Consider the following 12702-nt stretch of genomic DNA (forward strand, 5'->3'; position numbering starts at 1 on the left):
GGGGCTTCCGACATGTCCGAGGACGTTCTGAGAGATAGGCCCTTTTCCGTTTCCGGACGGCCCGGTGGGATCAGAGTACCCTTGCTGTTACTCTGCTTTGCCCACAGAGTTGAGGTTGGTCATGCGGATCTTAACCAGCTCGGTGATCTCACGCATGCCCTCCTTGGCCGGCTTCTTGGGATCGAAGCAGGCGGGGTTCTCGGCCATGTAGGCCATGAAGCCCTTGGTGTAGGCCTGACGCAGCTCGGTAGCGTAGTTAACCTTGCAGATGCCGTTCTTCACAGCCTCGGCAACCTGCTCATCGGGCACACCGGAAGTGCCGTGCAGAACCAGCGGCACATCGACGGCGTCGCGGATGGCCTTGACCACGGACTGCTCGATGTGCGGATCGCTCGTGTACACGCCGTGGCTGGTGCCAACGCCAATGGCCAGCGAGGTGCAGCCGGTGCGCTCGACGAACTCCTTGGCCTCGGCAGGATCGGTGTAGGGGCTCTCGCCCTCAACCGCGGGACCGTCGTCCTCCTTGCCGCCAACCTTGCCGAGCTCGGCCTCGACGGGCACGCCCATGGCGCGGCCAGCGTCGGCGACGGACTTGGTCAGGGCAATGTTGTCCTCAAAGGACTCGTGCGAGCCGTCGATCATGACGGAGGTGTAGCCCGTGCGGAAAGCCTGCATGCAGCGGTCATAGCCATCGCCGTGATCGAGGTGCAGAGCAACGGGCACGGAAGCGCGCTCGGCAGCGGCCTTCACCATGCCGTAGAAGTAGTCCAGACCAGCGGTCTTAATGGTGCCCGGGGTGGTCTGCATGATGACGGGGGACTTGGTCTCCTCGGCAGCGGCCAGAACGGCCATAACAAACTCGAGGTTCTCGACGTTGAACGCGCCGACGGCGTAGTGGCCGGCCTGAGCGTCCTTGAGCATCTTTTCGGTGGTAACAAGTGCCATGAGCGTTTGCTCCTCTCCCTCGCCCGCATCTGGACATCGGGCGTAGTTGTTCACAAGGCGTTTTACCTTGCGTTTTACTGCGCTCATTGTATGAAATTCAGCGGCTTTGCACGTGCGAGATATTGAGTCCGTGCAGGCCAATACAGTCGTTTTTGAAAAGTAAACGGAAGGAATCGGAACCGAGTGGGCGTGTTCGATATTGAATTTTGAGCGTTTAGCGTCTTTCTTTTATAGAAAAGATAAGTAATCGAAAGGTGTTTTCTTACTCAAAAAGAAAATGAACGAAAATAGAGTCAACACAATTCCTGCAAATTTAGCCGAGAATGGAGCAAACATGGCCCAAGCTACCAACCGTGCTTTTGCTGACGAGCGCCGTACCGCCATTATGGAAATACTCGAGCATAACGCCTCGGTGCAGGTAGCAGAAATCGCCCAGACCTTTGGCGTGTCCTCCGTCACCGCCCGCGCCGACCTGGACGCGCTCGCCGAAGCAGGCAAGCTGCGTCGCACACATGGTGGTGCCGTATCGCTCCACAAACGCCTGACCGTCTCCACGCAAGATCGCCGCATCAATGTCAACGTCGCCGCCAAGCAGGCCATCGCGCAAAGCGCCATCGAGCTCGTTAATGACGGCGACACGCTGCTCGTCGACTCGGGCACCACGGCGCTCGAATTCGTCCGGCTCCTCGATCAGCGCGACGGCATCACCGTTATCACGGCCGACATTACCATCGCCGATTATATTGACGAGAGCATGCCCTCGGTCGATGTCGTCATGCTGGGCGGGGCACTGCGCAAAGGTCATCGCTATCTGTACGGCCCACTTACCATGCAGGCGCTCCAAATGGTCCACGCCGACCTTGCCGTCATGTGTCCTGGCGCTTTTGTTCCCGGCTGCGGCTTTACGACCGACTTTCCGCAGATGGCCGAGACCAAAGCGGCTATGGTCGGTGCCGCCCGTCAAAGCGTCGCCCTCATGGACGCCAGTAAGGTCAACGGACGCGGCATGTACCGTTTTGCCGAGCTTGCCGACGTCGACATCATCGTGATGGACAGCGACCCCGACGCCGCCGTCGCCACCTCAATCGCCGAGGCCGCCGACAACGCACGTCCAGCCCTCATCATCGCCGGCGCTTAAACAAAAACCACCACAAAGGGCCTGTCCCTTTGTGGTGGTTTTGCCCGTTAAAAGCGAAATATCGCTACTTGGAAAGCTCGTCGGCGAGGGCCTCGATCTGGGCGCGCGATGTGTCGTTGAGCGAGCCCAGGACAGTCACCTTGTTCTGCGCCAGGGTGATGTCCTTCATGCCCTCGAGCTCCTTGGTCATAACCTTGGCAGCGGCGGGCGTCCAGGAACCGGCCTCGACGAGCGCCACGGTGCGGTTCTGGTAGGCATGCTCGGCGAGCGTGTGGATAAAGGTGCTCATGAACGGGAAGATCTCGCCCTGATAGGTGATGGAGGCGAGCACCAGGCGGTCATAGCGGAACGCATCCTCAACGGCCTCGGCCATGTCGTCGCGAGCCAGGTCAAAGACGGAAACCTTCTGGCCGCGAGCCTCGAGCGCTGCGGCGAGCTCCTCGACGGCAGCCTTCAGATGTCCATACACGCTCGCATAGGCAATCGTGATGCCCTCGTCCTCGGGCTGATAGCTCGACCAGGTGTTGTAGGTGTCGAGGTAATAGCCCAGATTCTCGGTAAGGACAGGACCGTGGAGCGGGCAGATGATCTGAATATCCAGATCGGCAGCCTTTTTGAGCACGGCCTGCACAAACTTGCCGAACTTACCGACGATGCCAAAGTAGTAGCGGCGAGCCTCACAAGCCCAGCCCTCGGGATCCTCGATGTCGTTGGCGCCAAACTTGCCAAAGCCGTCGGCGCTAAAGAGCACCTTGTCGGTGGCCTCATAGGAGAAGAGTACCTCGGGCCAGTGAACGTTGGGGGCGCCGATAAAGGTCAGGCTGTGGCCGCCCAGGTCGAGCACATCGCCCTCTTTGACAACCATTTTGCGCTCGGGGAAGTCGGTGCCAAAGTAGTTGACCATCATGCGGAAAGCACCCATGCTGGCCACAATCTGCGCCTGGGGATAGCGCTCCATAAAGGCGGCGATACCGGCGGAGTGATCAGGCTCCATATGATGGATGACCAGGTAGTCGGGCGTACGGCCATCGAGCGCGGCCTCGAGGTTGCCGAGCCACTCGTCGACAAAACCACCGTCGACCGAATCGGCGACAGCGATCTTTTCGCCCAAGATAACGTAGCTGTTGTATGCCATACCGTTCTCGGACACATCGTACTGGCCCTCGAACAGGTCAATGTCGTGGTCGTCGACGCCAATGTAGCGGATATCCTTGGTGATCTCCATCAGACAAAGCCTCCTAGATAGACAAAATAACTTGTCTATCATAGCACTTGGCAGCATTCCAACTGTTATCTGCCGGCATCCTTACCGATTGTTATTGAAATACGATAAATCGTCGTTTACCTGCGCAAACTATGAGCGTGGCATCGCCGTGCTATGTCGAATAATGAGCTGGCCGGGAATACGGATAGCAACGGTTTTGCCCGCCGTACCCGCCTCGGGAACCGCGTGCTCAAACACCTCGCGTCCACGCTGATGTAAATCGAATCGAACGGTCGTGAGCTCGTTATGCGCGACAAAGTCGTCGAGCGAATCGTCGACGCCCACCACGCTTACGTCCTCGGGCACGCGCAGGCCGCTATCACGCAGCGCGGCAATCGCGCCATTTGCCATCTGATCGTTTGCCGCATAGATCGCCGTCATGGTGCGATCGTGCTCGGCCAGGTACCTGCCGGCCTCGTAGCCGCTGTTGGCAGACCAGTCGCCCTCGAGCGGCGCCTGCGGCTTAATGTGCTTATGCTCGAGCGCATCCTGCCAGCCGGCGCGACGAAATTGCTCGTCGACCGAGAACGACGGGCCGCCAATATAGCGAATTTGCTCGTGCCCCAGCTCAAACAGATGATCCATAAGCAAGAGCGAGCAGCCGTAATGGTCGGAGTCGACCGTGGTCACCCGCGGGTGCGCGTACATGGTAACAATAACCGTGCCAATGCCCGGCAGCGGATCAAACGTCTCAAAATCGGGCGCCATGCGGCTCATGCCGATGATGATGCCGTCCACCGGCAGCGCAGCCATACGACGCGTGGCCTCGGCAAGCGAAAACTCCTCGGTCTTGGACATCTCGACCAGTGTGATGGCGCAATTATGCTCGCGAGCAGCGCTGGCGATGCCGTCGATCATTGAGAGGTTGCCAAACTTGGTGACATCGTTGACGCACAGACCGACCGAATGGTAACGGCCGTCGCGCAGCGAGCGGCCGGCATAACTCGGACGAAAACCGAGCTCTTGCATAGCGGCCTGCACGCGCTGGCGCGTCTGCTCGTTAACGTTGGGCAAGCCGTTGGCGACGCGCGAAACCGTCTGCTGCGAAACACCGGCAGCGCGGGCGACGTCGGCCATGGAGACCGGACGCGTACCTGTATCGTTGGACGAGTGCCTTGCCACAGGATCACCTTCACCCTTGCGAGATCTGAATAGCGTGCATGCCGGCCCGGGCAGAAATATATCCCGCTCCGAGGCCCGCTATCGTCGGACGCATGTTAACGTACTCTACTTTTTCTATCTGTATCTCTTCTGCTTTATAAGTCCATACGGCAGTACCGTTCACAGCTGTATTTCTACCGACTACCGGATTCTCAAAAAGTGGCAAGCGTTGTGTTATGAGTACGTTAACATAGCGCGTAACGTGCGGCATCGTGAACACTTGGTTCATGCCGCTTCAAGTTGTTAACGTACTCATAACGACGCAAAACTCACCCGTGCGCGCCAAGGAAAGGACTCCCATGACCACCCCCGACGAAAAGACACTCACCATGCTCACCAAGCTGTTTGAGGAGGAGTTTGGACCCATCGGCGACCGCCAGGTGCTCTACGTGCACGCGCCCGGGCGTTCTGAGATCAGCGGCAATCACACCGATCACGAGGGCGGCCATGTTATCGCCGGCTCGCTCGATGTCGCCGTTGACGGTATCGCCGTGGCAACTGACTCCAACAAGATCCGCGTCGCCGACGAGGGCTATCCTACCTTTGCGGTCACGCTCGACACGCTGGATATTCAAGAGTCCGAGAAGGGCACGTCCGCTAGCCTCGTCCGCGGCATGGCCCATGAGATTGCAGCTCTGGGCGTTGAGCCCCAGGGTTTCGACTTCGCCTTCACCTGCTCCGTCCCCTCGGGCGGCGGTCTTTCCAGCTCTGCCGCCGTCGAGGCGGCGTACGGTCGTGCCATGGAGACGCTCTGGGGCGCGCCCGCCATCGAGCCCGTCGCGCTAGCCCAGATGAGCCAGCGCACCGAGAACAACTATTACGGCAAGCCCTGCGGTCTGATGGACCAGGCCGCCGTTTGCTTGGGCGGCCTCGCCTACATGGACTTTGAGGACCAGGCTCAGCCTAAAACCCAGAAGCTCGAACTCAACTTTGAGGATCACGGCTATGCGCTCGTGCTCGTTAAGGTTGGCGCCGACCATGTGGCAGCTACCGACGACTACGCCGCCGTTCCGCGCGAGATGCAGGACGTCGCCGCCGAGTTTGGCAAGACACGCCTGTGCGAGGTAAACGTGGCGGATTTTGACGCCAAGCTCCCTGAGCTACGCGCCAAGCTGGGCGACCGTGCCTGCTTGCGCGCCGTTCACTACTGGTACGAGAACGGCCTGGTCGATAAGCGCTGGGCAGCCCTTAGCGCCGGCGAAATCGACCAGTTCCTGGTCCTGACGCGCGAGTCCGGTGCCAGCTCCGCCATGTACCTGCAGAATGTCGTTGCCAAGCTGGGCTCCGAGCAGCCCTCGATGTATGCCCTAGCACTGGCTGAGCATGTGCTTGACGGCCGCGGCGCCGTCCGCATCCACGGCGGCGGCTTTGGTGGCACTATCCAGGCCTTCGTGCCGCTCGACCTGGTCGACACCTTCATCACCAAGATGAACGGCTGGCTGGGCGAGGGCTCTGCCCGCCACTACGCAATTTCTGACAAGGGGGCTTACGCGGCATGGCTGTAATGACTGATGTGCGCGAGGCCGCACAGGGCCTGATTGAGTATGCCATCCATCGATCCATGATCGGACAGGATGACCGCATCTGGGCCTACAACACCATTCTCGAGTGCATCGGCGCCACGGGTCCTGCGCTCGACATGGCTTGGGCGATGCAGAACGAGAAGCTCTCGCTCTTGCACCCCGATACGCTCCCCAATTTTGACCTGGAGGGCACGCTTGCCGCGCTTTCCGAGGACGCCGTTGCCAACGGCGCTGCCGAGGACACGGCGTCGGGCCGCGACCGCATCGCCATGCGCATCATGGGCGCGCTCATGCCGAGGCCTTCGGTTGTAAACGAGGAGTTCAACGGACGCATGGGCGTCAACGAGCCCCGCGCCGCGACCGACTGGTTCTATGGTCTGTGCTGTGACGCCGGTTACGTGCGCCGCGCCGCCATCGCGCGCAATATCAAATGGAGCACCCCCACCAACTGGGGCGACCTGGAAATCACCATTAACCTGTCGAAGCCCGAGAAGGACCCGCGCGACATTGCCGCGGCCGGCGCCGCAAAGAACACGGGCGAGAAGTATCCCGCCTGTCAACTGTGCATCGAGAACGAGGGCTACCCTGGACGCTCCGCCGCAGCCGACGGCGGCGCCCATCCCGCTCGCCAGAACCTGCGCGTTATCCCCATCCAGCTCAACGGCGAGCGCTGGGGCTTCCAGTACAGCCCGTACGCGTACTTTAACGAGCACTGCATTGCTATGAGCTCCGAGCATCGCCCGATGCACGTCGACCGTAAGGGACTGACCTGCCTGCTCGATTTTGTGGACCTGTTCCCGCACTACTTTATTGGCTCCAACGCCGACCTGCCCATCGTGGGCGGCTCGATTCTGTCGCACGACCACTTCCAGGGCGGCGCGCACGAGTTCCCCATGATGCATGCCGCCGAGGTCTCGCAGTTTAACGTGCCCGGCTTTGACCAGGTCAGCGGCACCGTGTTGCAGTGGCCGCTCTCGGTGCTGCGCCTGCGCTCGCATGACCGCGCTCAGCTGCTCGACGCTGCCGAGAAGATTATCCTCGCCTGGCGCGAGTGGACCGATGAGTCTGTGGGCATCATCGCACACACGGCCGACGGCGTGGCGCACAACACCGTGACGCCCGTCATCCGCCGCGTCGACTCTCGCGGAAATGCCGGCGGCGAGATTTACGAGGCCTACCTGGCGCTTCGCTGCAACATCACGACCGATGAGCATCCGCTGGGCGTGTTCCACCCGCATGCCGAGTACCACCACATTAAGAAGGAGAACATCGGCCTGATCGAGGTCATGGGCCTGGCCATTCTGCCGCCGCGCTTGGTTCCCGAGCTCGGCGCTGTCCGCGAGCACTTGCTGGCAGCCAAGGCCGATGTCAGTTACGACCTTGCCGGCGCGCTCGAGGGCGATGATCTTTGTCGCAGCCATGCCGCGTGGGCCGAGGACGTCTTTGCTCGCCGCGCCGACGAGCTTACGGCCGACAACGCCATCGACATCCTGCATGAGGAGGTCGGCATGGTGTTTGGCCACGTGCTCGACAACGCCGGCGTCTTTAAATGGGACGAAGCCGGTCGCGCCGCCCAGCAGCGCTTTATCAACTCGCTGTAATGATCCCTCTGGGACGGAGGAAAACGGATCATTTCGTCTTCAAGACAACGGCGCCCGCCGGCAACATCGCCGGCGGGCGCCGTTTTTGGTGCAAGGGCAGCTAATTTGGGACGGGGCTATTTTGACTACTTTGCATCTAGAAGTAGTCAAAATAGCCCCGTCCCAAATTAGCTGCCTCTCATGAGAGTGGAAAATCTCCCACTCTAAGCCCGCTTGCGAGCCCAAAATGGGAGATTATCCACTCTCGTTTTGTTCGGTACGCCGTAACTCTAAAGTTCGGTTACCTCTACGCTGTTGTAGACCTCGTCCCAGCGGTCCATGACCAGGTGGCCGGTCTTGGGATCCATGGCGTTGAGCTTGCCGCAGGTATTGGCGGTCTTGAGCACCGTGACGTCGTCGGCACCAGCAGCAATGGCATGCGCAAAACCGGCGATGGTCGAGTCACCGGAACCCGTCGCGTTCACAGCCGCAATCGCGGGCGTCTTGGCGCGGAACGCGCGGCCCTCATGGAAGCCCACCGAACCGGCAGCGCCCATCGAAACGACGACCCAGGGAATACCGGCAAAACGGTCATCGGCGGCGAGCGCCTCGCGCAGGGCATCGACATCATCGGTCGTAAAGGACGTACCCAGCAGGCCGTTAATCTCGGTCAGGTTGGGCTTTACGAGCTCGGGCTTAGCTTCGGACTCCAGCGCGGCCTCCAGCGATGCACCCGAGGTGTCGAGTAGCACCTTGGCGCCCGCCTCCTCGGCGATCTTGACGAGCTCGGCATAGTAGCCGGCATCGACGCCGCGCGGCAGCGAGCCCGAAAGCGTCACAACGTCCGCCTTCGCTGCAAGCTCGGCGAACTTGGCCGTAAAGGCCTCGAGCTCGGCCGGGGCGATCTGCGGGCCGCTCTCCAAAAGCTCGGTCTGATTACCCTCGTGCAGAATATTCAGGCAAATGCGCGTCTCGCCGGCAATGGGCACAAAGTCGTTCTTGACGCCGTCGGCATCCATGAGCTCGGCCATATAGGCACCCATGTGACCGCCAAGCAGGCCAGTCGCGAGCACATCGTCGCCCAACTGCAGCAGCACACGGCTCACGTTGAGGCCCTTGCCGCCAGCGGTCTTTTCGGGCGTCACGCGGTTAACATCGTCGATGACCAGCTTATCGAGCTGATAGCGCGTATCAATCGACGGGTTCATGGTAACAGTCAGAATCATATTGAACTCCTGTTTCCGGGGCACGACACGCGCGACCCCAAACATACGATAGCTCGTTAAAGGATCTCGATCTCAAAGCCGCGGGTGACGGTCTCCCCCGGCTTGGCCACCAGGCAGCCGCGCTTGTGCTCCAGAATATCGTCCTCGTCGGAGCAGGTGGACAGGCCGCCCCACGGTTCCACGGCCACAAAGTCACCCTCGGGCTTGCTCCACACAATCAGGTACGGCATATCGGGGAACGTCAGGCGCACGCCCTTGTCCTCGGTCTTCTTGGTCAGCGTAACCACGCGGCTCTCGAGCACGTCAAAGATGGTCTCCGCGAAGTCAAAGAGTTCGTGGGTCAGCGGCAGGTCATGGCCAACCATCGGGTTCTTGCTGCGATGCTCAACATCAATCAGGCCCGTCGAGGGAACGGCAGTGCAGAGGTCGGTGGCCTCACGCTGCTCAAAACGAAGCTCGTAGTCGTCATAGGACTCGCCCTCGTCGAGCGGGCACTTAAAGCCGGGGTGACCGCCCACAAAGAACGGCATGTCCTCGGTGCCCTCATTGGTCACCTCGTACGACACGGCAACCTTTTCCGAATCGATCGTGTAACGAGCAACGATCTTAAACGGATACGGGTACTGCTCGAGCAACTCGGCATGGTCGGCAGAGCTTAAGCTCAGCGCAACCATGCTGTCGCTCTGTTCCTCGAGCTTCCACTCCTGCTTGCGCGCAAAGCCGTGGCGGGCGAGCTTTACCTCGCGGCCGCCCATGGTCATTGCGTGGCCGTCACGAAGGCCACCGCAGATCGGGAAGCAAATGGGGGCCTGGCCCGACCAGACTGCCGGATCACCCTGCCACAGGTACTCACGGCCGTTGGCCGCAATAGAAGTGAACGACCCGCCCGCCGTGCTCAGTGCCACGCGGATAGAACCGTTATCAAGAACAAACTCCATAGGAGCCTTCCCTTTCTTACGACAGCCCACCAAGTCAATAGGGCTGATAGAAAACCGGCCCGCGCCCCATCACAGAAACGCGAGCCGTCAATTAAAAAGCTGCAGAATGCCGGGTCCGTCAATAACGAAGCACACAAGTCAAGCCAAGCAAACGTGTTATCGGAGCAGCTTACTGAACCAGAAAGCTTCGCAACAACAGCGGTAACCCTGCAGGTACCCCCAACGTCAGCGAGCGGCGCTCAGGTGCCCCAGGTCGCCGCGAAAGAGGAGCGACGCGTACTTCATGTACGCGAGCGACGGTTTGAGCGACGAGATGGGGTGCCTGAACGCCGCGCAGCGTCGACCCGTTACGCGGTTTGGTAAAACCGCGTAACCCAATTAGTCGTGGTATTCGCCGCGGTCCCACTTCTCCAGGAACTCGTCAAAGAAGTGCGGGTCAGTCTGAGCCTCGGCGTCGGCCTTATTGCAAGCATCGATCTTGGCGATCAGGGCATCGTGCTCGGGGGTCTTCTCGTAAGGCTCCTCCAGGAAGGCAAGCATGATGTCGGCCATCAGGAACTCGCCGGTGATCTTGCCACCAAAGCCCACGATGTTGGCGTTGAGCTCACGACGGGCATACAGGGCAGAGGTCATGTCGCGAACCAGGGCGCAGCGGGCGCCGGGAACCTTGTTGACGGCGTTGGTGATGCCGATGCCGGTGCCGCACAGGGCCACGCCAAAGTCGGCCTTGCCGCTGGCAACAGCCTCGCCCACGGCCTTGCCGTAGATGGGATAGTGCGTACGGGTGTGGTTGTAGGTGCCGCAGTCGAGCACCTTGTAGCCAGCCTGCTCCAGGCGGTCGGCCAGATAGATCTTCTCGTCCGTAACGATATGGTCGCAACCGATTGCGATGGTCTTCTTCATCAGAACGTCCTTTCGTCTGAATTCACAAGTTGAGGTAGAAGTTCGAGTTCTCGGTGGCTCTCGTTAGGCCATCTTGTTGAGCATGTCGACACGGATCTGGTGACGGCCGCCGGCGTACTGTGCACGCAGGAACTCGCGGGCGATCTTCTTGGCGACCTCGGTGCCCACAACGCCCGGGCCCATGGTGACCATGCGCGAGCCGTTGTGCTCGCGGGTCATGTAGGCGGAACGCTCGTCGGAAATGTTAGCGACGACCATGCCCTTGATCTTGACGGCGGCCATATAGGAGCCGACACCGTACTTATCGAATGCGAAGCCCTGGGAATCCTTGTGCTCCAGCAGGTCCTTGGCAACGGCGGTAGCGGAATCGACAAAGTCCGCGGCAGGGGTCTCGGAATAGTCGACGACCTCGTGACCATCGGCGATGAGCATCTCCTTGATGGACTCCTTCATCGACATGCCGTCGGCATCGGAAGCGATTACAACCCTCATGACATCCTCCTTGAGAGATACGCAGGTGCGTTGTTTCTGTTTGGAAGTGTTGAATCTCGTTCAGGTCCGGGCATCTGAATGTGCGATTCTTCACTGTTCATGTTTATTTGAACACATTCGAACAGTAACTGCAACAACTTTTTGTTTATCTTTGTTCTTTTTTGAACAAATACCGTTCACGGATGATTGCTGACCGTTTGGACCGGGCGCGGGCGTAGCGACCATGTGTTCAACAAACAAAAGGGCGGCCGAGAACGTGTCTCGGCCGCCCTTCGGCGGTATTCCCCGGTATATACAGCTGTTTTAGCTACTAGGACTGCCCGCCCTTCTTGGCATGCTTGGACGGAGTGCCCAGAAAGCGGCCCGTCAAATAATTCGTCGGCCCGGAAATATCAATCCCCAGCAGTGTGTGCCCCAGCCACAAAAACGCCGCGAGCACCAGCAATGGGATAACGCACGAGGTCACGATCATCACGATGACACCTTCGATCAGATCGGTCACCTGCTGCACAATCTCATCGGTCATCTGCTTGGCGCCGTTGGTCACCGTCGTGACGAGACCCGAGGCACCGTCGGCAAGCTGTTCAAGCACGTTCTTGGACTCTGCGGACTCAGTCTTTTTCTTGTTTGCTTTGGAGCTATCGCTATCTGCCGCACTCGCAGCGTCAGTCGTCTTTTGCTCGGCCGCCTCGATGCTCACTCGATACGTTTCATCAACCTTCTGCGACACCCATACGCTCGCGGGCACCAACACCATGCTAATGATGGCGACCACCAGCACACGCGTTGCCACGCGACGAATGACCGTGCTCGTGCTCCAGCGTCCGTGAATGCCAAGCGACGCTGCAAAGAGCACCAGCGCAAACGGGATCAGGATGCCCAGGCCAACCGACCACAAAATCGTGAGTAAATATTTCTCTAGGTATAGCACGGCAAGCACGATACCAAGATTACCCGAAAGCTGTGCGAGCTGCTCGGCAACCGGCGTTCCCGTATCGCCCGGCAGCGCAGTGATACCCGCAGATAGGGCGACGCACGAGGTCGTGAGCGCCAATACATTGCCCTTCTTTTGATCGATGACCTCGATGGTAGAGTCCCAAGTCTTGGTATCGGCAAAATGCGGACGAGCCACAAACCCCGACAGCAGCGCCAGTGCCACGAGCGCAACGATGAGGCCAATCTGCAGTTTTTTGTTTGCGCACACGACATCGGATAGGCTGGGCTGCAGCTCGGTCACCGTTGTTTGCTCGGTTATCTGGACAGGACGCCCATGAGCCATCTCGCTCGCGTCTCTCTTTTGAATCGATCCGTTGTCCGGCATTTGGATACCTCCTCATTCCGGCCTGTATTGCGGATGGAAGTATACCCACCCAGCGAAAAACCGAACGGCAAGAGGCGCAACAGACTGCTGCATGACCTGCCCGCCATGAAATGGGCCCATCTACTACGTTTAACTGCCCATCCCCGACCATGCCCCGTGGCGTAAAAACAAAACCACAGGTAGAACGCTTGCAGTTTTTCATGAAACGCAG

11 protein-coding genes are annotated in these 12702 nt (G+C 59.7%); 3 read left to right on the top strand and 8 right to left on the bottom strand.

The genetic code is table 11. From position 1 onward, the window contains the following. Positions 1-87 precede the first annotated feature (87 nt). Positions 88-945: a class II fructose-bisphosphate aldolase gene (locus tag ACQRAQ_RS03715; protein ID WP_022095149.1), complete on the bottom strand. Its 858-nt coding sequence runs from the start codon at positions 943-945 to the stop codon at positions 88-90. 334 nt (positions 946-1279) lie between these two features. Between ACQRAQ_RS03715 and ACQRAQ_RS03720 the strand changes: the two genes are divergently transcribed. After that, positions 1280-2083, top strand: coding sequence for a DeoR/GlpR family DNA-binding transcription regulator (locus tag ACQRAQ_RS03720; RefSeq protein ID WP_427748009.1), 804 nt, complete (start codon positions 1280-1282; stop codon positions 2081-2083). 64 nt (positions 2084-2147) lie between these two features. On the opposite strand, the gene ACQRAQ_RS03725 is transcribed toward ACQRAQ_RS03720, so the two are convergent. Beyond that, complete coding sequence (locus tag ACQRAQ_RS03725) at positions 2148-3308, bottom strand: FprA family A-type flavoprotein (protein ID WP_427793971.1); 1161 nt, start codon at positions 3306-3308, stop codon at positions 2148-2150. 129 nt (positions 3309-3437) lie between these two features. Next, positions 3438-4424: a LacI family DNA-binding transcriptional regulator gene (locus tag ACQRAQ_RS03730; protein ID WP_427794016.1), complete on the bottom strand. Its 987-nt coding sequence runs from the start codon at positions 4422-4424 to the stop codon at positions 3438-3440. A 383-nt stretch (positions 4425-4807) separates the two neighbouring features. Between ACQRAQ_RS03730 and ACQRAQ_RS03735 the strand changes: the two genes are divergently transcribed. Together ACQRAQ_RS03735 and ACQRAQ_RS03740 are read left to right on the top strand one after the other, a co-directional pair. Further along, positions 4808-6013, top strand: coding sequence for a galactokinase (locus ACQRAQ_RS03735; protein WP_427793972.1), 1206 nt, complete (start codon positions 4808-4810; stop codon positions 6011-6013). Then, positions 6004-7632: a UDP-glucose--hexose-1-phosphate uridylyltransferase gene (locus tag ACQRAQ_RS03740; protein ID WP_427793973.1), complete on the top strand. Its 1629-nt coding sequence runs from the start codon at positions 6004-6006 to the stop codon at positions 7630-7632. Before ACQRAQ_RS03735 ends, ACQRAQ_RS03740 begins: the two co-directional genes overlap by 10 nt. Positions 7633-7901: 269 nt before the next feature. Here ACQRAQ_RS03740 and ACQRAQ_RS03745 read toward each other — a convergent pair whose 3' ends face one another. The 5 genes from ACQRAQ_RS03745 to ACQRAQ_RS03765 all read right to left on the bottom strand — a co-directional run bounded on the left by ACQRAQ_RS03745 (position 7902) and on the right by ACQRAQ_RS03765 (position 12491). Next, the gene (locus ACQRAQ_RS03745; protein WP_427793974.1) at positions 7902-8837 is read right to left on the bottom strand and encodes a hexose kinase; all 936 of its coding nucleotides are present in this window, start codon (positions 8835-8837) and stop codon (positions 7902-7904) included. A gap of 56 nt (positions 8838-8893) precedes the next feature. Beyond that, the gene (locus ACQRAQ_RS03750) at positions 8894-9775 is read right to left on the bottom strand and encodes an aldose 1-epimerase family protein (protein WP_427793975.1); all 882 of its coding nucleotides are present in this window, start codon (positions 9773-9775) and stop codon (positions 8894-8896) included. A gap of 378 nt (positions 9776-10153) precedes the next feature. Continuing rightward, positions 10154-10678 carry a galactose-6-phosphate isomerase subunit LacB gene (gene lacB / locus ACQRAQ_RS03755; RefSeq protein WP_427793976.1) on the bottom strand — a complete coding sequence of 175 codons (525 nt, stop codon included), beginning with the start codon at positions 10676-10678 and terminating at the stop codon, positions 10154-10156. 63 nt (positions 10679-10741) lie between these two features. Then, positions 10742-11170 carry a galactose-6-phosphate isomerase subunit LacA gene (gene lacA / locus ACQRAQ_RS03760; protein WP_006234830.1) on the bottom strand — a complete coding sequence of 143 codons (429 nt, stop codon included), beginning with the start codon at positions 11168-11170 and terminating at the stop codon, positions 10742-10744. 310 nt (positions 11171-11480) lie between these two features. Further along, complete coding sequence (locus tag ACQRAQ_RS03765; RefSeq protein WP_427793977.1) at positions 11481-12491, bottom strand: hypothetical protein; 1011 nt, start codon at positions 12489-12491, stop codon at positions 11481-11483. Between the last annotated feature and the right edge of the window lie 211 nt (positions 12492-12702).

The sequence above is a fragment of the Collinsella sp. SGI.178 genome (assembly GCF_050313495.1).
Classification (GTDB): domain Bacteria; phylum Actinomycetota; class Coriobacteriia; order Coriobacteriales; family Coriobacteriaceae; genus Collinsella.

Bases quoted from the DNA above. Each gene is read 5' to 3' on its own strand.
- ACQRAQ_RS03750 (WP_427793975.1), bottom strand. From the start codon at position 9,775: ATGGAGTTTGTTCTTGATAACGGTTCTATCCGCGTGGCACTGAGCACG.
- ACQRAQ_RS03765 (WP_427793977.1), bottom strand. From the start codon at position 12,491: ATGCCGGACAACGGATCGATTCAAAAGAGAGACGCGAGCGAGATGGCT.
- lacA (WP_006234830.1), bottom strand. From the start codon at position 11,170: ATGAGGGTTGTAATCGCTTCCGATGCCGACGGCATGTCGATGAAGGAG.
- ACQRAQ_RS03730 (WP_427794016.1), bottom strand. From the start codon at position 4,424: ATGGCCGACGTCGCCCGCGCTGCCGGTGTTTCGCAGCAGACGGTTTCG.
- lacB (WP_427793976.1), bottom strand. From the start codon at position 10,678: ATGAAGAAGACCATCGCAATCGGTTGCGACCATATCGTTACGGACGAG.
- ACQRAQ_RS03735 (WP_427793972.1), top strand. From the start codon at position 4,808: ATGACCACCCCCGACGAAAAGACACTCACCATGCTCACCAAGCTGTTT.
- ACQRAQ_RS03715 (WP_022095149.1), bottom strand. From the start codon at position 945: ATGGCACTTGTTACCACCGAAAAGATGCTCAAGGACGCTCAGGCCGGC.
- ACQRAQ_RS03720 (WP_427748009.1), top strand. From the start codon at position 1,280: ATGGCCCAAGCTACCAACCGTGCTTTTGCTGACGAGCGCCGTACCGCC.
- ACQRAQ_RS03740 (WP_427793973.1), top strand. From the start codon at position 6,004: ATGGCTGTAATGACTGATGTGCGCGAGGCCGCACAGGGCCTGATTGAG.
- ACQRAQ_RS03725 (WP_427793971.1), bottom strand. From the start codon at position 3,308: ATGGAGATCACCAAGGATATCCGCTACATTGGCGTCGACGACCACGAC.
- ACQRAQ_RS03745 (WP_427793974.1), bottom strand. From the start codon at position 8,837: ATGATTCTGACTGTTACCATGAACCCGTCGATTGATACGCGCTATCAG.